The sequence below is a fragment of the Tateyamaria omphalii genome, from assembly GCF_014651375.1.
In the GTDB taxonomy this organism is placed as follows: domain Bacteria; phylum Pseudomonadota; class Alphaproteobacteria; order Rhodobacterales; family Rhodobacteraceae; genus Tateyamaria; species Tateyamaria omphalii.
The window spans coordinates 147,873-169,367 of sequence record NZ_BMWT01000002.1 but is presented as its reverse complement, the minus strand read 5'-3'; the positions used below and the strand labels follow the sequence as shown (position 1 = coordinate 169,367).

At 55.2% G+C, this 21,495-nt stretch carries 15 protein-coding genes and 1 tRNA gene; 9 read left to right on the top strand and 7 right to left on the bottom strand.

What is annotated here, in order from left to right; all coding sequences use genetic code 11:
• Nucleotide 1 precedes the first annotated feature (1 nt).
• Nucleotides 2–457 (bottom strand): GNAT family N-acetyltransferase, encoded by a 456-nt coding sequence (locus IE087_RS06440; protein ID WP_189368493.1) that lies wholly within the window; start codon nucleotides 455–457, stop codon nucleotides 2–4.
• 323 nt (nucleotides 458–780) lie between these two features.
• On the bottom strand, nucleotides 781–1,620 hold the full coding sequence (locus tag IE087_RS06435) for an AAA family ATPase (protein WP_189368492.1): 840 nt from the start codon (nucleotides 1,618–1,620) through the stop codon (nucleotides 781–783).
• A 184-nt stretch (nucleotides 1,621–1,804) separates the two neighbouring features.
• Between IE087_RS06435 and dksA the strand changes: the two genes are divergently transcribed.
• The 5 genes from dksA (at nucleotide 1,805) to IE087_RS06410 (ending at nucleotide 8,753) form a co-directional block, all read left to right on the top strand.
• The gene (gene dksA / locus IE087_RS06430) at nucleotides 1,805–2,227 is read left to right on the top strand and encodes an RNA polymerase-binding protein DksA (RefSeq protein WP_189369284.1); all 423 of its coding nucleotides are present in this window, start codon (nucleotides 1,805–1,807) and stop codon (nucleotides 2,225–2,227) included.
• 854 nt (nucleotides 2,228–3,081) lie between these two features.
• A complete protein-coding gene (locus tag IE087_RS06425; protein ID WP_229801293.1) occupies nucleotides 3,082–5,436 on the top strand; it encodes a glycosyltransferase family protein in 2,355 nt (784 codons plus the stop codon).
• Nucleotides 5,433–6,605, top strand: coding sequence for a glycosyltransferase (locus tag IE087_RS06420; RefSeq protein ID WP_308425442.1), 1,173 nt, complete (start codon nucleotides 5,433–5,435; stop codon nucleotides 6,603–6,605). Before IE087_RS06425 ends, IE087_RS06420 begins: the two co-directional genes overlap by 4 nt.
• Nucleotides 6,595–7,899, top strand: a complete 1,305-nt coding sequence (locus IE087_RS06415) for an NAD(P)/FAD-dependent oxidoreductase (protein WP_189368489.1) — start codon at nucleotides 6,595–6,597, stop codon at nucleotides 7,897–7,899. The genes IE087_RS06420 and IE087_RS06415 overlap by 11 nt, the downstream gene beginning before the upstream one ends.
• Complete coding sequence (locus IE087_RS06410) at nucleotides 7,896–8,753, top strand: sulfotransferase (RefSeq protein WP_189368488.1); 858 nt, start codon at nucleotides 7,896–7,898, stop codon at nucleotides 8,751–8,753. Before IE087_RS06415 ends, IE087_RS06410 begins: the two co-directional genes overlap by 4 nt.
• A 34-nt stretch (nucleotides 8,754–8,787) precedes the next feature.
• Here IE087_RS06410 and IE087_RS06405 read toward each other — a convergent pair whose 3' ends face one another.
• Entirely contained in the window at nucleotides 8,788–9,759 is a 972-nt protein-coding gene (locus IE087_RS06405; RefSeq protein ID WP_189368487.1) for a phytanoyl-CoA dioxygenase family protein, read from the bottom strand.
• Between the two features lie 359 nt (nucleotides 9,760–10,118).
• Between IE087_RS06405 and IE087_RS06400 the strand changes: the two genes are divergently transcribed.
• Nucleotides 10,119–10,607, top strand: coding sequence for a GNAT family N-acetyltransferase (locus IE087_RS06400; RefSeq protein ID WP_189368486.1), 489 nt, complete (start codon nucleotides 10,119–10,121; stop codon nucleotides 10,605–10,607).
• 106 nt (nucleotides 10,608–10,713) lie between these two features.
• On the opposite strand, the gene ocd is transcribed toward IE087_RS06400, so the two are convergent.
• Together ocd and rocF are read right to left on the bottom strand one after the other, a co-directional pair.
• On the bottom strand, nucleotides 10,714–11,760 hold the full coding sequence (gene ocd, locus IE087_RS06395) for an ornithine cyclodeaminase (RefSeq protein WP_189368485.1): 1,047 nt from the start codon (nucleotides 11,758–11,760) through the stop codon (nucleotides 10,714–10,716).
• A gap of 8 nt (nucleotides 11,761–11,768) precedes the next feature.
• Nucleotides 11,769–12,689 carry an arginase gene (gene rocF, locus IE087_RS06390; RefSeq protein WP_189368484.1) on the bottom strand — a complete coding sequence of 307 codons (921 nt, stop codon included), beginning with the start codon at nucleotides 12,687–12,689 and terminating at the stop codon, nucleotides 11,769–11,771.
• A 104-nt stretch (nucleotides 12,690–12,793) separates the two neighbouring features.
• Here rocF and IE087_RS06385 point away from each other — a divergent pair, with 104 nt between their 5' ends.
• Entirely contained in the window at nucleotides 12,794–13,219 is a 426-nt protein-coding gene (locus IE087_RS06385; protein ID WP_189368483.1) for an Lrp/AsnC family transcriptional regulator, read from the top strand.
• On the opposite strand, the gene IE087_RS06380 is transcribed toward IE087_RS06385, so the two are convergent.
• Entirely contained in the window at nucleotides 13,200–13,670 is a 471-nt protein-coding gene (locus IE087_RS06380; RefSeq protein WP_189368482.1) for a disulfide bond formation protein B, read from the bottom strand. The two genes, IE087_RS06385 and IE087_RS06380, sit on opposite strands and share 20 nt — an antisense overlap.
• Nucleotides 13,667–14,245, bottom strand: a complete 579-nt coding sequence (locus IE087_RS06375; RefSeq protein ID WP_189368481.1) for a YqaA family protein — start codon at nucleotides 14,243–14,245, stop codon at nucleotides 13,667–13,669. Before IE087_RS06375 ends, IE087_RS06380 begins: the two co-directional genes overlap by 4 nt.
• An 88-nt stretch (nucleotides 14,246–14,333) precedes the next feature.
• Here IE087_RS06375 and IE087_RS06370 point away from each other — a divergent pair.
• A tRNA-Leu gene (locus tag IE087_RS06370) sits at nucleotides 14,334–14,419 on the top strand.
• A gap of 969 nt (nucleotides 14,420–15,388) precedes the next feature.
• Complete coding sequence (locus IE087_RS06365; protein WP_189368480.1) at nucleotides 15,389–21,274, top strand: cadherin-like domain-containing protein; 5,886 nt, start codon at nucleotides 15,389–15,391, stop codon at nucleotides 21,272–21,274.
• Nucleotides 21,275–21,495 lie beyond the last annotated feature (221 nt).

Genomic DNA, 21,495 nt, shown 5'->3' with positions numbered 1-21,495 from the left:
CTCATCCCCGATCATACTTTATGAAAGGGGATAGGGTCCCAATGCGGTCATATAGCTTGCGCGCTTCGGTGTTGAACTCTTGGGTCAGCCAATACACGGATGGTGCGCCAGCCGCATCTGCAGCTTCGTAGACGCCCTCGATCAAGGCACGCCCTACGCCACGCCCGCGTATGGCGGGGTCTGCATAGAGGTCCTGAAGGTAGCAGACGTTCTCGACTTTCCAGCCGTGGCGGTGAAACAGAAAATGGGTCAGGCCGACGAGTTTACCTTCAAGTTCGGCGACAAGACAGTTGTAGTCTTGCGGATCATTGCCGAGCAAGCGCTCGAAATATGTGTCGTAGATATCCTGCGGGCGCGTGGTTTCATAGAATGCCAGATATGCGGTCCACAGATCATCCCACGCGGGACGATCCGACAAGGTAAGTGGGCGCACAATAAGCGCGTCGGAACCGGTCATTATTACTGCCTGCCTGCCTTTTAGCATTTTGGATGTGGGCGTTTTCGCCTCTCATCACGGTCAAGGTATGGACCAATTCAGGCAAAAGAAAGACTTTTTATCCACAATTCTTAAGCGATCTGATCGCTGTCAATTTCTGTGGCGGAAAAGACTCGGTCTGCGTGTCTGTTGGCTGTGTGCGGGTTGCGCTCTGCCAATTCAGTCCGGTGGCGGCGGGCCGTATCGTTTTCCAGCGACCCCAAAACGATGGAATTTGACCCGCGCCGATCCAAGAGTGCCCGGCGCGGGTGGAAGCAGTTTGCACTGCCACATGTCATTGTTGCTTATCGTTGACCACGCGCCATGAAGGCGAGGCGTTCAAAAAGGTGAACATCTTGTTCATTCTTGAGCAACGCACCGTGCAGTTTGGGCAAGGCACTTGCTCCATCTGACTTCAGGTCTTCGGCGTTCATGTCTTCGGCGAGGAGCAGTTTGAGCCAATCCAGAACTTCCGACGTGGATGGTTTCTTTTTCAGTCCTTGCTGATCCCGGATTTCGAAAAACTGGGTAAGCGCAGTGGTCAACAGGCTTTCCTTGATGCCTGGGTGATGCACGGCCACGATTTGCTTCATGGTGTCCATGTCCGGAAAGCGAATGTAGTGAAAAAAGCAACGGCGCAAGAACGCGTCGGGCAGCTCTTTTTCATTGTTCGACGTGATAATCACGACCGGGCGTTGGCGGGCCTTTATCGTTTCGCCCGTTTCGTAGACATAGAACTCCATTTTATCGAGCTCTTGCAGCAGATCGTTCGGAAATTCGATGTCCGCCTTGTCGATCTCGTCGATCAAGAGGACAACCTTTTCGTCGGCGTCGAAGGCCTCCCAAAGTTTGCCCTTCTTAATGTAGTTGGACACGTCATGGACTTTGTCTTCGCCCAATTGGCTGTCACGCAGACGGCTTACGGCGTCGTATTCATACAGACCCTGTTGTGCCCGCGTCGTGGATTTGATGTTCCATTCAATGAGACGCAAGCCGAGGCCACGGGCCACTTGTTTCGCCAGTTCAGTTTTCCCCGTGCCGGGTTCGCCCTTGACCAGCAACGGCCGTTCAAGTGTAACGGCGGCATTTACCGCAATGGTGAGGTCGTCGGTCGCGACATAGGCGTCTGTGCCTTGGAATTTCATGTTTGTTCATCCTGTTGCGGCATTGTGTTGGTCACGCAGCTTTTAGCCAATCTGAGGCGGGAATGGGTAGTGACAATCCTTGGTCCCTCGGATAGACGCAGCGACAGGGAGCTGATCGGGGCAAAACACTGGACCAACTGGGGAACCGTTGATGGCCAACGTCAGTCGTATCGAGGGGAAGCTAATGAAACAGGAAGTGTTCCTGCCGGATGACTATCGCCCGGCAGAAGACGAGCCGTTTATGAATGAACGGCAAGTTGAGTATTTTCGTCGCAAGTTGCTGAACTGGAAGTCCGAGCTGCTGGCTGGCAGCAAAGACACAATCGAAGGACTACAGGACGGAACGCGTAACATCCCTGATGTGGCGGATCGCGCATCTGAGGAGACGGACCGCGCGCTTGAATTGCGCACGCGGGATCGTCAACGCAAGCTGGTTGCCAAAATCGACAGTGCACTGCGCCGCATTGATGAAGGTGAATACGGTTACTGCATGGTGACCGGAGAGCCGATTTCGCTCAAGCGACTGGACGCACGCCCGATTGCGACGATGAGCCTGGAGGCCCAGGAGCGTCATGAACGCCGCGAGAAAGTCCATCGCGACGATTGAGCTGATACCATCGGTCAGAAAAAGGTGTTCGGGATGACTTGGCGTCCCGAACTTCAGGGCTGTGCCGCTGAGTACCGCGCCTTTGCGCGGTTGGCCTGAGCAACGGCCAGTGTGTTGCGGGCGTACCAAGGTTCGAATGCTTTACATGTATGACGCTTTAATGCTCTGGGCTTTTTTGTTCAGAGCGGGATGAAAGGTGGACAAAGACTGGTTTCAACTGTTTGGGCACTCGCATAGCCAGATGCGTCTGGCTTGCGCGGTCTTCGGCATTGTGACGTTAAGCCTTGTGTGTCCTGAAATCGGCAAGTCCTGAATCAAAAGTCAGCACACGCTTTCTGCAAGCCTAGCCTTCAATATTGCTCGTCAAGAGAGATAGACCGGTTGGCCTTTTGGCCCGTTGGTGCACTTGTGAAGCGGTTTTTGATCCGCTGGCCATGGGGGCCTGCCCGTTGCTGTTGTAGCCGCCGCGCGGATTGTCGCATTGAGGTCCAGGCGTGAAATTGAAACTGATTGAAGCAACAAGAATTTGAACTGACTATCTTTGGTTCGCACTTCTATTTCCGCTTCATCGTGTTGAACCCGACAAATTAACCGTTTCAGCGTGATGATGAACGTGGCCAACCGCTCGTCCTGAGGTTCGAAAGGCGCGTATCGCAGGTCGTGCCGAGATTTCCGTAGTGAACGCTGTCCATGCATTTGAAGGACGACTTAGAATGCTCAAAATGCCACTTCTCAGAACGGTGAGGTTCGCCAGAAGCTGGATCAACGGGACTTCGCTTGCAGCACGTGGACCAACGCGGTGCCGTGTGCAGACACTTCGACTGCACGTCGTGGATTTAGTCCTGAAACGGTGTTTGCTGGATCGCCAGACAGAACTTCTTTTTCGAGCGGTCGACCTGATTTTTGACGATGAGTACTATCTTTTGGCAAACAAGGATATTTCCGCAGCTGCAGTGGACCCTTTTTTGCACTTCCTGTCACATGGTTTGATGGAGGGTAGACCCCCGTCGCCCACTTTTTCGAACCAGCGAATTTGGGACGAGTTGCTTAGTATGTTCGGTTCGGACGCCGCTGTTCGGCGACAAGTGAGCCGAATAGCCCGTTTGCAAAGACTGTCTAAGCGTACGGTCATTCGGCTGGCTGGCCGATCGTCCAAGCACCGAAAACCTTTCTGGGCACGACCCGGATTTGCCAACAGGGAGGTGGATCTGTGCTACATTCGTGCCAGCGATGAGTGGCATTTGAAGCAAACCACATTGGCCGAAGCCATCTGTCAATTCGAACAGGAATTCTCCAAGCGATTGTTGTCGTTCTCGCACGAACTGCGCCCTGATGTGGACTTCTACCAGGCTCTTTACGGCACCAAATTAAATGCGCTGCAAATCCAATGCGAATGGGCTTGCGCGGACAGCAGCAGCGACGTTTTCGTAAGTTTGGCGCATTTCCTGAAACATCACTGTGGTGACGGCGATCTGGTGTTCGACGGGTATGACCACGCAGGGTACATTGCCCAGAATCCAACGTTCGACGATGGTTTCAACGAAATCCAAGCGTTCGCACACTTTATTGCCACTGGCTTGGAGCAAGGCCTCCGACCTCCTCGGAATTTGAGTACCGCTCTGCTCAATATCATTGAAGCACGGCTGGAAAGTTTGGATGAAACCGGATCCCAACAAGTCCCATTTGCAGCATTCACATTAAAGCAGGCTGGGGTCAGTAGCAGTGTGGTCGACAGATTCAGCTGTCAGTATGCGGCCAACAATCCTGAATTTTCCGCGATGGCGTTTGCCAAAACCGACGACCAGCTTTCCGCATTCTGGATTGACTACCACTCGGCGACGTTAAGCACGGCCAGTGGTCAGCACCGCAAAGCCGTCAGTCATGCGCAACGAGCCCTCGGGTACGAATGCGGTTCCACTTTCGCCTTGGACAAAGGGCACGACACCGTCAGCCGTTGGCACAGGGATGTGCATAGATCACTTCAGGCTCTAGCCAGATCGACCGAAGTCATGCCGAAAGAGCAGGACATGTCCAAAGAATTTGCGGCGGTTCTGAGTGCTATACCAAGGTTCCAATCCAACCCGGAACGCGGTCGCAAGTCAATTCTTCGCCAACGCCTAAGGCGGATCGGAATCCTGGCTGATCTGTCGCTGCCTCAATGCAAGCGCTACCGCGTGGATCAGAAAGTGGAGTATCTGACGAGCCTGGGTCTTGATACCTGTGTCTTTGACGTTCATTCCGAAGTTGATAAGGCGGCCGCAGAATGTGCCTTTTTTGATCTTTGGATTTGCTACAGGACACCCGCATATTACGGGGTTTTGAAGCTGTTGAGCCAAGCTCGGGCCTTGGACATTCCGACAGTCTTCGAAATCGACGATTTGATACTGGATCCGACGCTTTTCCCCGAAACACGCGATAGCTACGGGAACGCAATCGACGAAGATCAGTATGCAGAATTGAGAGTTCTACCATTCTTGTATGCTGCCGTTGCACGCTGTTGCCGTTTCGGTATCGCCTCCACCGACGCCCTCTCGGAGCACCTGGCAAAGCTTGTACAGTCGGGGCAATCCTTTGTCCTTCCGAACGGTATCGACGCTGGGCATCTGAGCGCCATGCAATCACTTGTTCCTGACCGTACCGCTGATGCCCCTGATGTAATTCGGGTCTTTGTGGGGTCGGCCACCAAATCGCACAAGGATCATGTAGCGGAAGTTTTTGTGCCGCAGGCGGTCAAGATTGCCCAGGCGTTTCCCGGCAAGGTGCAGTTTTCGCTCTGCGGGTCCTTTGACGATCTGTACCGCAACTTGGACGACACAGCGCGTCGCGCCATCGGGCATATCGAACTCGGCTGGGACTATGCCAGCTATCTTTCGACATTGTCCGGTTTTGACATCAATGTCGTGCCCCTTGAAAAAAGCACATTCACTGATTGTAAGAGTGAAATCAAATGGTTGGAAGCCAGCTTGCTTGGAGTGCCCTCGGTTTTGGCTGCAACGGACGCATATACGCGTTGTGTCGACGACGGCGCGACAGGGCTTCTGGTGAAAAATGAAGACTATGTGACGCCGATTAGTCGTCTTTGTCAGGTTGCGACAGACAGGGCTCGTATCGGCAATGAGGCGAGATCCGCAGTTACACACCTGTTTTCTGCGGACAGGCAATGTGCAGCGCTGAAAACCATCCTTGACCAGATCGGAGTGGTACAGTGACCCAGCGGCGAGTGTTGTTCGTCAACGTGACCTTTCCACCACAATCCCAAGGTGGCGCATCGCGTGTCGTGCAGCGCAACATCGACTGCATGATTGATGATGATCGCTATGACCCTTGCGGTGTGTTTTGCTCTCTGGTCGGGAACAACCAGCCTGAGCGACATGAAACCTGGCTCCATCGCGGTGTTCCCGTTTTCGCCGTTGCCTGTCCGTGGCGCGACGATATGGAGCGTCTGGTCAGCCGTGACGATGTGGTGGACCCGTTCACACGCTTTCTCGAACGTGTTCAGCCCGACCTGGTCCATTTCCACTGCATCCAGAGGATGGGCCTGGAATTGGTTGAGGCCGTTGCAGCGCGTGGTATCCCATCGGTACTGACAATCCACGACGGTTGGTGGGTCGCGGACGATCTCTTCATGATCGACAGTAACTTGGATTTGGCTATTTACGACTATACGACACAGGAGCCCACCATTGCACGCAGCCGCATGGGCGCACTTCGTACAGCGATTTCCAAATTTGATCGAGTACTTACGGTATCTGAAACGTTTCGGAATATCCTTCTTTCGACTGGGCTTTGCGAAGACATCTCAGTGAACGAGAATGGCGTGTTCCCGGTGCCGTCGCAGTCGAAAACACCCAGCGATAAAGCGAGGCTCTTGTACTTGGGAGGCGTGGATGCACGGAAGGGGTATCATTTCCTGCGCGCGGCAGTGAGGAAAGCAGAGCTTTCCAATGTCAGTATTCGGGTAGTAGACCATGCACGTCGCGAGGGCTTCAGTCGGTCTGGCCTGTGGGGTAGTACCGACGTTCAGACCATCGGCTACGTACGGGAAGGGGAAACGCAAACTCTCTATGCCGACGCGGATATTGTCGTAGTTCCCTCCCTTTGGCCCGAGAGCTTCAGCTTGGTTTCGCGAGAGGCAATTCAAGCTGGATGCTGGTTGCTGGCATCTGACTTGGGGGCCACTGGCGACCCTATAGTCCCTGGTATCAATGGGTACACGTTCGCAACTGAAAGCATAGACGATTTGGTTGGCTTGCTGCGCATTCTCGATCGTGATCCGGCTCGGTACAAAAAATCACCATCACCAACGCCGCTGAGGTCAGTTGCGGAGCAATACCACGACTTGCGCGATGTCTATGATGAGGTACTTCATGTCAAATGAACCGTCCTTGACCACCTCAAGCATGGGAAGCGACGGTATTCGCCTCGTAGTTGGCCTGGGGATGAGTGGCATCGGCGCGGTGCAGTCACTGGATGAAGCGGGGCAAAACTGGTTCGCGGTCGAAGCACAACACATTCCAGGGGGTTGGTCACAAAGCAACAACGTCTCGCATTATCGGCTCGATTTCGGACCGCATATCATGCTGGATTTTGACGAAAGTTTGCTGCAGTGGATGGATTTGAATGAAGAAATTGAGCTTCGGCAACACAGCTCGCGCAGCGTGTTTTTTTGCGAAGTTGAGGGGCGCTCGGTCCCGGTGCACCTGCCGTTGAGTGACAACATCGACGCACTTCCCAATATGTCTGCGAACGACGTACCGAAAACGGGCAAGTCAAATTACGTATCGCATTTGATTGAAACCTTCGGACCCAATGTCGCAATGCGATTTTTGGTTCCATATGACCGCAAACGCCTGTGCGTTGACCTTGAAACGCTACCGCCCAGGTGGAACCCAAGAGTGCAACCGGCACGCAAGGCGAAAGTTGGCGAAGCGTCCTATCTCTATCCGGTTGATGTGGGCGTCGGGGCGCTGTCAAAGTGCCTGTTGAAAAGATTGGATCAGAACCGCTTGAGGTTTGGAACCAAACTGGTTGGTTTATCGCTAAGAAGAAAGAGAGCATATCTTTCGGATGGATCAAGCGTTCGGTATGCGACGCTTTATTCCTCGTTACCGCTTCCAGAGCTGTTGAACCTTTTGGAAGAATGCCCTTTCGATCCGGACGAGATCAAGCATGCTCTGCCTTACTCCAGTTCTGAGCTGACCTATCTAGCAGTTCGCGAGAAATGGGCTCAGGATTACGATTTTGCACGGATTGCATCGCAAAAAATTGCCTTTCATCGCTTGACTGTTTTGTCCGCATACTCGGACCGATGCTGCCCGACAGACGAGACGCTGTTGATGGTTGAGACGAACCACGCGCCGGGAATGGGTATGAAATCAACTGCAAATCCGCGGCAGACCCTAAATCAGTTGATCGAACTGGGCATGCTTTCATCCGATGCGCAACTTACCTTCTCGGACACAGCGCATGTGGAACATTCGGCAATCTACATGAACTCCGAAACTTCCGATTTTGTGGCACGTGTACGCAGCGTACTTGCTGACTCTGACGTCCACCTTGTGGGCAAGTTTGGGCGTTGGGAGGACTTGCTGATGGGGGGTGCTCTGAAGAGCGGAATGAACGCTGTTCAGAAGCGTCTTTTGCACAAACAAAACAAGGAGTCAGCATTGTGAGTGATCGACCATTTGGAGCACTGTTTCTCAGTGTTGGAGCCTCAAAGTGTGGCACAACGTGGCTTTACTCGGTCTTGCAGACCCACCCGCAGCTGCATTTTACACCTGAGAAAGAGCTGCACTACTTTCACTACAAGTACGGTAACAAGGGAATTCTGAGCAACCAGCGCAGAATGAAAAATGCGCAAGCACGTGTTCTGTCCCGGATCGATCCCGAGGCTTCGAATATTCGTCGGGTCAGGCACCAAATGCTTTTCCTGGGTGACTATTTCAGCGACCCGATTGATGACACGTGGTATGCCAACTTGTTCCGTCTGAAACGCGCCGGAGCGTATAGCTGTGATTTTTCAAACTTCCACGCTTTGCTACCCGCTCATGCCTGGGGCGAAATTGCCGACAGATCTGAAAAGCTGAGAGTGCTTTTCACCATGCGCGATCCGCTTGATCGCCTATGGAGCCACATCAAGTTCCATCTTGAGGTCACTGGTCAAGCGACTGCACTTGATACATGGACCCCTGAAGAATTCTGGGCGTTCGCAAAGCGACCATTTATCTGGGACAATTGCGAATATGGGCACGCTCTTCGGAAGATGACCAATGGGCTCGGAACGGATATGCTGCATGTGCAGTTCTATGAAGATCTCTTTGACCGGACTGATGACACACTTGCGACGCTGGAAGGTTTTCTTGGTGTCGATGCATTTGAGTATCCGGCCGAACGGTTGGTCAGGAAGGTCAACGTGTCTCCCCGACGCCCAATGCCGGACTTCTTTCCAGACTTGTTTGGCCCCGAAGTTGATCGAATCCGGCGCGAAGTTGAAGAACTCGGTTACACGCCTCCCAAAAGCTGGTGAGGCTGAGATAGCCGGCGTGAATCATCGGGAAGGATTAGAATTTCACTGCGTCGTAAAGGGCCGGCCTGACAAGGAAGAAGCCACCACCTGAGTTACGCATGAACATGCCGCGTCCCTTTTCGTGTAAAGGTACGTATTGACCAATAACTGAAGGGCGGGACAAACCACGTATCTCTGGTACGGCTCCGCGATGGATCAGACGACCGTGCCAGATCAATATGTCTCCCTTTGCGGGGCAGAAAGACTCGACGACCAGGTTCTCTTGCTCGATCTTCTTCATCACAATCGGGTCTATAATGGCCTCGACAATACCACCCCAGGTCAACTCACCCTTTTTCGCTCCGAAATGTGCCTGCGGCCATCGGTACTCGGGTTTGAGGAAGGTATTCAGCATCTGGTTGCTGACCATTTTCCATCGATGGCTGCCAGCGATGTATTCAAACGGGCCTGAGCGTGGATCAATGTCGTCGAGAGCGAACCAGACGCCGGCGCGTGGTAGCGCATCTTGAGCGTCGAGATAGCCGTCCGGGTGCCACCCACGTTCTGTTGACCGATGGCGTGTGTGCGTCACCAAGAGGCCCATATCCATACCGTGAAGGTCGCGAAACAGTTCAACCAGTTTCGGGTACAATGCGATGCGCCTGATTTCGGGATGTTCGACATAGCTGACAGGAGTACCAAAGCCTGCGTCACCGAGCTGGAGCCGTTCGCGAAGATCCATATATTCTTCAATCAGTTCATCGGGAATGAAGTTGCGTTTTATGAGATAACCGTTCTCGCGATAGAAAATCTGATCGTCTGACAACGTCGCATTCAACATCCGCTCTTCAGTTTCGTCACGCTTCCCGACCAAGTAAACTTCGCTGCTCGGTTGGATTGCGATATCGTCGTAACCGGCCTTTGATATCTCCTTAAGGCTCTTGCAAAAATAGGGGCCGTTGATCGCTCGTGTGAAGTTTTTGGACAGAGAAGATGCGTACTTCTCAAGAGGGTTCTTGAAGAACATTTTTTGACCTTGATGTTTGCGCACGGACTCGTACGTCGTTCTCGGGAAGAGATGCGTTTGTTGAAAATACAGTAAATTCAATGCGCTCAGGTGTTCTGGCGCCGATCTGGTTCGGTCAGTACCCCAGCAAGTTGCAGATTTGACGGATTGCTCGGGTGTGTCAAGCGAGGCCGGGAGCGTATGATCCGGTTTCTTGATAGTGCACAGATTTAGGCATGGTTCTGCCGATGTTCAGATCATTAAATGCCGAATGTGTCTCTGAGCGATTGAAGCTGCAAAGCTGACTTTATGTCCATGCGCGAGGGCGGATGCCACATTGAATTGTGACTGGCAGTCAGACAGGGTGCTAAAACGGCCAAATGATGACTCCTAACAAGTACGCGTTTCGTCGGGTGACGATGGATGACGTTGATCTGCTATTGGAATGGCGGTCTCATTCTCATGTGCGAGAGTGGTGGGGGGCGGAAGAACCGCACACTCAAGAACAGCTAAACGACCCTCGGGTTTCTCGGTGGATCGTTTCGCTTGATGGATGCCCCTTTGCGTACATGCAGGATTATACCGTGCATGGATGGCGTGCTCATCACTTTGCGTACCTCCCCGATCACTCGCGCGGAATCGATCAGTATATCGGTGACCCGGAGTATATTGGCCTCGGCCATGGTCCGGCCTTTATCGCCGCGCGGATGCAAGACCTGTTCAACAACGGAGCACCCGTCATAGCCACCGACCCGCACCCGGAAAACCAGCGTGCGATAAATGCTTATCAAAAACTGGGCTTCGAAGTTGTTGGGCCGCCGGAAGAGACGCGTTGGGGCGTGATCTTGCCAATGCTTGCGCGACGATAGATGCATCCTTTGGGCTGACCCCAAGGGTGCGCATTGATCCTGCAGTGTGAATTAGTCGGTCCACGGTGGATGGTGCGAAATGCCGCTGCTATGGTCGCATTGGTTTCTAGCCTTTGGCCCTTGTCAGCATTCCGAATAAGTCACGCGGATCATCCGGGTCCGCCAAAAGGTCCAGCGGATGATAAAATTCCGTTTCTTCGATCCGGTCGCGGACAAAACGCAGGGCTGAGAAATCCTCGATCGCGAACCCGACGCTGTCGAAGATCGTGATTTGTTTGTCTGATGTGCGGCCTTGCGCCTGCCCGGTGAGGACCTGCCAGATCTCGGTCACTGGGTGGTCATCATCGAGTTGCTGGATGTCGCCTTCGATCCGGGTCTGGGGCGGGTATTCGACGAAGATGTCGCCACGCCGCAGGATCGCCGGCGCGACTTCCGTCTTGCCGGGACAGTCACCGCCAATGGCGTTGATATGCACGCCAGCACCAACCATGTTGTCCGTCAGGATGGTGGCATAGGCCTTGTCCGCGGTACAAGTGGTGAGGATTTGTGCGCCTTGGATAGCATCCTCGGCTGTATTGCACGCCGTGATCTTCAGGCCAGATCCGGCGAGGTTTGCGGCGCATTTCGCCGTGGCGGCCGGGTCGATGTCGAAGAGCCGTACTTCATCAATTCCGGCAATTGCCTGCATGGCGATGGACTGGAATTCGGACTGCGCGCCGTTCCCGATCATCGCCATCGTTTTGGCCCCTCTGGGCGCCAACGTCCGCGCAACCAGCGCGGATGTCGCTGCGGTGCGCAGAGCCGTCAGCATCGTCATCTCGGTCAGAAGCACGGGATAGCCTGTGTCTACATCAGCTAAAAGCCCAAAGGCCGTCACCGTTTGCAGCCCCTCAGCCGTGTTCTTCGGGTGACCGTTGACGTATTTGAATCCGTAGGTTTCGCCATCCGACGTGGGCATCAGTTCGATGACCCCTTCGGCAGAGTGACTGGCGACGCGTGGCGTTTTGTCGAACAGCTCCCACCGTCTGAAGTCGTCCTCAATGTAGGATGCGAGCCCGCGCAGCATGTTCCGCACGCCGATGTGGTGGATCAGTTGCATCATATGGTCGACCGACACAAATGGTACGAGCGCCTTCTCCGAAGGTGTCATCATTTTTCCTTTCAATACGCGCGGGTGGGGCGGTCAAAGACACGGCGACCAAACGCAGAAGCAACAAGATCGACCATCAACTGTGCGGTGCGCCCGCGCTCATCCAGAAACGGGTTTAGCTCTACGATATCAAGCGAGGTCATGAGCCGACTGTCACAGATCATCTCCATGACCAAATGCGCTTCGCGGATCGTGGCGCCACCGGGAACAGTCGTACCGACCGCTGGCGCGACAGATGGGTCCAGAAAATCGACATCGAGTGAAACATGTAGAAGACCATCTGCTTGGGCCACGCGATCAAGAAAGGAGGCCAGCGGTGTCGCAATTCCGTGTTCGTCGATGTGGCGCATGTCTATGTAAGTGACATCACTTGGTTCGAGGGCCGCGCGTTCTTCTGTATCGACAGAGCGCAGCCCAAGCATCGCAATGTGATCGTGCCGTATCGGGTGGGTTATCTCGGGGAACCCCTCAAACCCGGGCCGTCCCGTAACATATCCCATGGGGGTGCCGTGCAAATTACCCGACGCTGTGGTTTGCGGCGTGTGATAGTCGGTGTGCGCATCGAGCCATAGGACAAACAGGGGACGATCATGCTGAGCTGCGGCATTCGCCACCCCGCGGACGGTTCCCAGAGCCAGCGCGTGATCCCCACCCATGAAAATCGGGACGGATGTTGCGGGCACGCCCTGAGCAACGTCTGACAAGGTGCGGGTCCAGGCGATTGTCTCTTGCAGCGCGTGTAACCGTCCCGACGTGTCTTCGGTGAACGCGGCCGGTGAGACGTTTCCGCGATCCGAAACAGAATGGCCAAGATCAGCCAAGGCCTGCAACAGTCCTGCCGTACGCAATGCATCTGGGCCCATCAGACAACCTTGGCGGCGCTTGCCGCTGTCCATTGGTACGCCGATTAGTTCTATTGTTCTGGCTTCCATTCTGCACCTCGTCGCTGTGGTTACAGAGATTTGCCCAAATCGCGTCGTAGACAAGCTGTCACTTTGACCGTATCGAAACGTGATTGGCCAAAACGGAGGTTTGTGTGGACGAAACTGACAATCGATTGATTGCTGCGCTGCGTCATGATGCACGCGCTTCTCTATCTGACCTGTCCATCCGTTTGGGATTGTCGCGAACAACGGTGCGATCCCGGATTGAAAAGTTGCAGGCACGCGGCGACATATTGGGCTTTACTGTTGTCCTACGCGCTGATGCTGCGCGTGACCCGGTGCGCGGCCTCATGATGATCGCGATCGAAGGCAGGGGCACCGAACGCATCATTCGCCAGTTGCAGGGTATGGTAGAGATACGGGCGGTGCACTCGACGAACGGTCGGTGGGACGTGATCGTCGAAATTGGCACCGACACGTTGGAGCAGTTTGATGAGGTGCTTTTCCGGATCAGGAAGCTCGATGGCGTGGTGGCGAGCGAGACGTCCTTGCTGCTGTCTACTCGGAAGTCGGCCTGACGCGGAGTGCCCAGATCCAAATTCCTGCGATCACTGCCGACAGAACCATGTTCCATCCTGCCATGCTGAGCCCCGCGAATTGCCATGCAATCTCGTCACAACGGATCAGGGGTGCGGCCATGATCTGGTCGAATAGGGCATCCGGGTCGAGGTTGTCCACGGCGCCGGCAGAGCAGCTGGTTGGTCCTTCCCACCAACCTTGCTCAACACCGACGTGGTAGGCGCCGACACCTGCCGTGCTGAGCGCTGCGATCGCACCCAAGCTGAGGAGAACGGGGAGGGGAATAAATAGCGCCAATGCACCAAGAGCAATTGCCGCTACATGCGGGTAGCGCTGCCAGATACACAGTTTGCAGGGTGGCAGACCGCCCAGGTGCTGGAAGGCAAACGCCCCCAGAAGCAATGCAACCGAGCCGCCTGTGGCAAGCATGATAAGGTTTTGCCGTTTCATAGAGCCCCCACGGCCAAGAATCCCCCCACCAGGAGCAAGATGAACAATATGAACATCAACCCCAGACGACGCTCAATGAAATCACGAATAGGTGCACCGAATTTCCAAAGCAGTCCTGCAACGATGAAAAAGCGCAGACCCCGGGCAAGGACAGACGTGGCCATGAACGTGGCCAGCGGCATACCAGTCCAGCCGGACATGATGGTGATAACCTTGTAAGGGAAGGGGGTTACACCGGCTGTCAGGACGGCCCAGAAGCCGAAATCATTGAAGCGTGCGTTGAACGCTTCCATCGCGTCCGCTTTCCCAAGGGCTGCGAGGATGGGTTGTCCGATGGTTTCGAAGGCCAGCGCACCAATGGCATAGCCAAGCACCCCCCCGAGAACCGAGGCGACGAGGGCCACACCGGCGATGAGCCAAGCGCGGTGTGGCGCGGCGAGGATCATAGGGATCATCAGAACGTCGGGCGGGATCGGAAAGACCGAGCTTTCTACAAACGCAACAACAGCCAATACCCACAGCGCGTACGGGTGATTGGCCCATCCCATGGTCCAGTCATACAGTCGCTTTATCATGCGAGGCGGCAGACCACGCAGGAGAAGAGAGGTCAAGTCGCTTTGCGCTTGCTCCTGCCGCAGCACTTCGGTATCCGACAGTCCTGAGGCCCAAGTGGCGGAATGGTAGACGCAGGGGATTCAAAATCCCCCGCCTTTGCGGGCGTGCCGGTTCGAGTCCGGCCTTGGGTACCAGCCTCTGAATATTTCTGTAGTTTTGGGTGGCCGGATACGGTGTGCTCAAACCTGTCTGGTTGATGTTTCGTCCCGCTATTGCCTTTAAGAACTGACATCGCATTTACGCCGAGCCAAGGCGAAGTCTTGTTTTTCGAAGCGGTTTGGAAGCCGAGAGAGCGCGGCGTTGCATCGCATTGTGGTTAACAAATACGAAGCGATTCGTGGTGCGCGGCGACCTTGTCAGTCAGATCGCATCATTATGGTATCTTTTTGACCATTGATCGCGGTTCGTGAACATGCAAACCACAAAATCTGGCGAAAACACGGCAAAACTATCTATGGTTAAAAGCCGTGATCAGTCGAACTAAAAGGCGAATTCGTCAACACGCGTGAATGCACTTTAAATGTTTTTCTACAGTAGCTTAGGCGAACATCCGCCCATACATATGCGTATATTACGATTTCAGGTTCACTTGATGGTGGTAAAAAAATTCACCCAATGGGGGAATGTGTGTATCTGTTGGCATATGTACCGCCACTTTTCGGACATTTTTCCCTTTTTTTGCATCAAACGTGACCGTAAGAACAAAGTTGCCCAACTGGGGGGCGATGTCATTAGGTCAAGGGGGCGACCGCACAAGACGCATTGAAAAATGCGGGGAGTGTGTTCGCTGCGCTGCTGAGCAACCGCTTTGAGATGCGTTTGCCAGACCGGTACCGGTTTGCGTGTCGTAGCCGATCATTTTTCCTCCATTTGTTCAGGCGTGTATGCGGATCGCCCGACCTACAGGTGCGTCGCTTCGTCTTGGGTGAAGAGTGAGTGATTGATGGAGACAAACCATGTGGCCAACACCCAGACAGCTGACGCCAACGACGGCAGTCACTTGTCATGCTGCTGCACCCATGGCGCCCAAACCCTCCGTTCACAGTGCAATTGTTCCGGTCGCGTTGCGTATTGCGCGCAACCACGCCTAGGAGGTCTGACGCATGACCAAGTTCATTGATTTCAACGCCCTTGAAACTGGGACTGTTGTTGACAACGAGTTCACCACCCAGGGTGTGACGATTTCGGCCTCCGGTGGCGCAAATCGGGCAATGGTGTTCAACACCGCCCAGCCAACAGGCCAAGACGGTGATCTGGCGACGACCAATCTGGGCAATGCGCTGATCATCTCGGAAGACGGCGACAGCAATGACCCGGATGACAACGCAAGCGGCGGAACCATCAGCTTTGTCTTTGATGAACCGTCTGCCATCAACCGCCTGACCTTTCTGGATGTCGAAGAAGGTGCCTACGTGCGCTTCTACGACGTCCACGGAAACGAGATTGAGAAGGTCACTATCGACGGGACGGACAACAACGGTCAATTGATCGTTGATTTCGATGTGTCCGGTGTGTCGCGCATGGAAGTCGAGTTGAAGGGGTCGGGCGCCATCGACAACCTTGTGTTCGACACCTCGGGTCTTGATGGCGTTGTCGAAGGTGACAACGAAGGCAATCTGATTGATGCCGCCTATGACGAAGACCCCGAGGGCGATTGCATTGATGCCAACGATCAGATCCTGCCCGGCGAAGACCGCGATGATGACATCGTGGATGCCCTGGGTGGAGACGACACCATCGAATCCGGTCGTGCGGATGACGAAGTTTATGCAGGCAGTGGCAATGACAGTGCCGATGGCGGCGCCGGTGACGATGTCATCTTTGGCGACAGTAATTACGCCGGTCCTGGTGCAGGGGTGTCCGAACGTGAAGTGTTCGAGTGGGAAAAATCGCCTTTCGGTGATGGCAATAACCTTGGCAGTTTCACGCAGGACACCGGCAATGTTGAAGTGTCTTTTACGGTCCTCAATCAATCCGGGGCGTCCCGTACGATCCAGTCCAATGATACCCAGAATGTCCAGAACATCGACGGTGACGGCAATTCAGTCGATAACAACAGTTCGCTTGACAACGTTCTGAATGGAAATGGAAATTCAGCGGACTACCAGCTTGAATTCTCGGCGCCGGTAGATGATGTTTCTTTCCGCATTAACGACATTGACGGCGATGGTGTGGTGCGTGTTCGGGCCTATGACGCCAACGGTCAGCAGATCATCGTTAATCTGGAGGGTGGCAGCAATTTGACATTGTTGGACACCGATGGTGTTGCTGGCAACGACACGGCGGACAGCAATGGCGGTTATCTGCCGGACACGTCAGAAGAGTATTCGCTGCTGGTCAGCATTCCGGGGCCGGTGGCTCGCATCGTGATCGAACATGATCAGGATGGTGGCGATAACTCGGGTATCAACATCACCGACGTCTATTTCGATGCGCCCGTCGTGGATGATGGCGCGGACGGAAATGACACCCTGGAAGGCGGCGATGGTGACGACACCATTTTCGGCGAAGGTGGCAATGACACGCTGCGCGGTGAGGATGACAGTGACAGCCTTGTCGGTGGCGATGGCAACGACCGCCTTGAAGGTGGTCGGGGCAATGATGTTCTGGATGGTGGTGCTGGGCACGACGTCCTGATCGGCGGATCCGGCGATGACACCGGCTTTGGTGGTACAGGCAATGACGAAATCTGGATGGGCTCCGGTGACGACTCGGTTGATGGCGGCACGGGCAACGATTGGATCCACGGTCAATCCGGTGATGACACACTGAATGGCGGCGCTGGCCGCGACATGATCTTTGGCGAAGAGGGCGATGACGTCATTTCAGGTGGGACCGGCGCGGACCTGCTGAGCGGTGGCGACGACGCTGACACAATTTTTGCCGGAGCGGGTGACGAAGTTGACGGCGGAGCTGGTGGCTTTAGCGCCGACCCGGCGGACAATACCGACCGTGACGTGCTTGATCTGACGGGGCAGGGTCCGTTCTTTCTGGACAACGTGACGCCGGACAGCAACGGCAACGGCATAAATGGCACCGTCGTGTTTGTGGATGCTGATGGCAATCCAAATGGGCTGACCCTGACCTTTGCCGAGATTGAAGAGGTCATTGGCGACGAGATCAACCGTGGCCCAGAAGCTGTTGATGACGCAGCAGAAGTTGATGAGGACGGCAGCGTTGATATCGCTGTTCTGGGCAACGACAGCGACCCGGATGGTGATGCACTGCGCGTGACCGAAGCCACGTCGCCGGATGGCATGGTCGCTATCAACCCCGACGGCACGCTGACCTTTGAGCCGAATGAGAATTTCAACGGCCCAACAACGATCACATACACCATCACGGATGATCAGGGCGGCGAAGATACGGCAACCGTCAACGTAACCGTGAACCCGGTCAATGATGCACCTGATGCGGTCAACGATACGATCAGCACGGATGAAGACACATCGGTGACCATCGACGCATTGGCCAATGACACGGATGTGGATGGCGATGCGCTGACCATCACCGGTGCATCGGTGCCTGCGGATCAGGGCACGGTCGAGATCGTGAACAACGAGCTGCTGTTCACCCCGGCTGAGAACTTCAATGGCGATGCGACCATTTCCTATTCCATCGAGGACGGAAATGGTGGCACTGACACGGCCGAGGTCGTGGTCACTGTCAATCCGGTCAATGATGATCCTGTCGCTGTTGATGATCTGGCGGACACGATGGAGGACGAGACCGTTGTCATCGACCTGTTGGGCAATGACACGGATGTGGATGGTGATGACCTGACGCTGGCGTTGGTGTCTGTGCCTGCTGATCAGGGTGCAGTCGTTGACAATGGGGACGGTACGGTAACCTTCACCCCGGCGCCGAACTTCAACGGGACCGCAACCATCGACTACACCGTGTCGGACGGCGCAGGTGGGACGGATGATGGTCAGGCCATCGTCAACGTGGGCGCGGTCAATGATGGCCCGACGGCCAATGATGATGTGGCGGAGACCGACGAAGATACGCCGGTGACCATCGACGTTCTGGGCAATGACACCGATCTGGATGGCGACGATCTGACCATCACCGGCGCATCGGTGCCCGCCGATCAGGGCACGGTCGAGATTGTCGGCAATGAGCTGCTGTTCACACCTGCCGAGAACTTCAATGGCGATGCGACGATCTCGTATTCAATCTCTGACGGTCATGGTGGGACATCCGCTGCCGAAGTTGCAGTGACCGTGAACCCGGTCAATGACGATCCGGTGGCTGTGGACGACATCGAAACCACGGACGAGGACGTCGCCGTAGTCGTGGACCTGCTGGGCAACGACACGGATGTGGACGGTGATGACCTGAGCATCGGATCCGTGAGCGTTGATCCGGCTGAGGGCACGGTTGTCGACAATGGCGACGGGACCGTGACCTTTACCCCTGCTTTGAACTTCAACGGTCCGGCGACGATCACGTACACGGTTGTTGATGGCAATGGTGGCGAAGACACCGGCGAAGCTGTTGTGTCTGTTGGTGCGGTCAATGATGGTCCTGTTGCCGCAGATGACGGGGAAACGACCGAGGAAGATACCCCCGTCACCGTTGATGTGCTTGGCAATGACAGTGATGCCGATGGCGATGATCTGACCGTGATCTCCGCCGTGGTTCCGGCAGAGCAAGGTGAAGCTGACATCAATCCTGATGGTACGATCACCTTTACGCCGGCTGAGAATTTCAACGGCACCGCGACGATCACCTACACGATTGCAGACGGCAACGGTGGGACCGATACGGCTGAGCTGGTCATTGAGGTGACACCGGTCAATGATGCGCCCGAGGCGGTGGACGATGCCGAAACGACGCCGTTCAACACGGCTGTCACCGTTCCCGTGCTGGAAAACGACACGGACGTGGATGGCGATGCGCTGCGGGTGACCGACGCGACCTCGCCCGATGGGGACGTCGTCATCAATGGTGACGGAACGCTGACCTTCACACCCAATGACGGGTTCGAGGGCGACGCGACCATCGACTACACCATCACGGACGACAACGGTGGCTTTGACAGCGCCCAAGTCACCGTGACGGTCGAGCCGAACCCGTTGGACGGGATTGTAGAAGGCAGCGACGACGGCGAGCTGATCGACGAGAATTACGTGGACGATCCCGAAGGGGATATGGTCGACAATGGCGACAACATCTTCTCGAACGATCCTGAAGACGCGGATGATGACATCATCGAAGCGGGCGGCGGCAACGACACCGTCATCGCGGGTCAGGGGGATGATGTTGTTGATGGTGGTGACGGCGATGATCTGATCGAGACGGGCAATGGTGACATTGCGCCGGATCTGGGTTTCCCCAACGACGATGGCACGCCTGTGCCGGGCTTCCCCTTTGGTTTCCCCGCTGATGATGATCCGAATAACGACCTCGACTTTGTGGATGGCGGCGCGGGTGACGACACGATCAGCACCGGAGATGACGCGGACACCATCGTTGGGGGTACCGGCAACGATGTCATCGATGGCGGCATCGATGACGACGAGATTTCCGGCGATGAAGGTTTTGACCGCATCGTGGGCGGTGAGGGCAATGACCTGATCGAAGGCGGTGTCGGGGACGACACCATTTTTGCAGGCAACGACCCCGATCTGGGTCTGGACCAGTTGAACATCGAGGATGACGGATCAAACCCGATCTTCCCGGCGGATCCGCGTCCAGACAATGGCTTGGACACTGTGTTTGGCGGCGAAGGCAACGACCTGATCTTTGGCGCCGATGACGATGACGAGCTGTTTGGTGAAGAGGGCAACGACACCATCGACGGTGAGATCGACGACGACCTGATCGACGGTGGCATCGGCGATGACAGCCTGTTGGGCGGTCAGGGCAATGACACAATCCTTGGCGGTGAAGGCAATGATTTCATTGATGGTGGCCGTCAGGCCGACACCGTAGACGGGGGCGACGGCAACGACACTATCTTAGGTGGCAACGGCGCTGACGTTCTGTCTGGTGGCGACGGTGACGATGTCATCGACGGTGGCACCGGTGACGACACGCTGAGCGGCGACGCGGGCAATGACTCGATCCTCGGATCAACCGGGGACGATGTGATTGACGGTGGGACCGGGAATGACACGATCGATGGTGGCAACGGTGGTGCCGACATCATGCGTGGCGGCGATGATCGTGATCTCTTTGTCAATGTCGCTTCCGGTGAAGTTGTTGAAGGCGGCGGCGGCGGTGACGACTTTGATACCTTGGATTTGCGGGGCTCCGCTCCGAACAATGGGTCGCTGCAGGTCGTGTTCACGAACCCGGATGACAACGGCAACGGCTTCGACGGTGTCGTCAACTATTTCGACCAGAATGGTGACCCTGCAGGCAGTTTGACCTTTACGGATATCGAAGAGGTTATTCCGTGTTTCACGCCGGGCACGCTGATTGCGACACCGACGGGAGAGCGCCGGATCGAGGACCTGAATGTTGGTGATCGGGTGATCACCCGCGACAACGGCATTCAGGAAATCCGTTGGGTTGGTCGTCGTGAGATGTCTGGCACAGAGCTTGCCCGTGCACAGCATCTTCGCCCCGTCTTGATCCAGAACGGGGCGCTTGGCCGCGGTCTGCCAGAGCGTGATATGCTTGTGTCACCACAGCACCGGGTCTTGATGGCCAGTGACAAGACGGAACTTTATTTCGATGAAAGCGAAGTGCTGGTGGCCGCCAAGCATTTGACCTTCATGGACGGCATTGATGTCGTTGATGTTTCGGGCACGACGTACATCCACGTCATGTTTGATCAGCATGAAGTCATCTTGTCCGATGGCGCATGGACCGAGAGCTTCCAGCCGGGTGACATGACGTTGAACGCTATGGATGATGCACAGCGCAATGAAATCCTGGAGCTGTTCCCCGAGTTGGAAAATGCCGAAGAATCGGGTGTTTACGCTGCAGCGCGTCGGAGTTTGAAGAAACACGAAGCGCATCTGCTCTCGCATTGAGCATTCGGCACAGTGCTGAGAGACAGGTGCAGCCCCTCGCGATGATTCGCGAGGGCGCAGAAGACGGGGCATTGGGGGGTGCGCCCGTTTTCTGTGTTCAATATGGATAATACTGCCAAATTGTTTCCATTACGGAGGCGTATGGCGCTGCGTTGCAGCATCTTTGTGCGCGAATAGTGTGCAGGTTTACTATCCTTCAGTTTTTCCCCCTGAATTTGGTT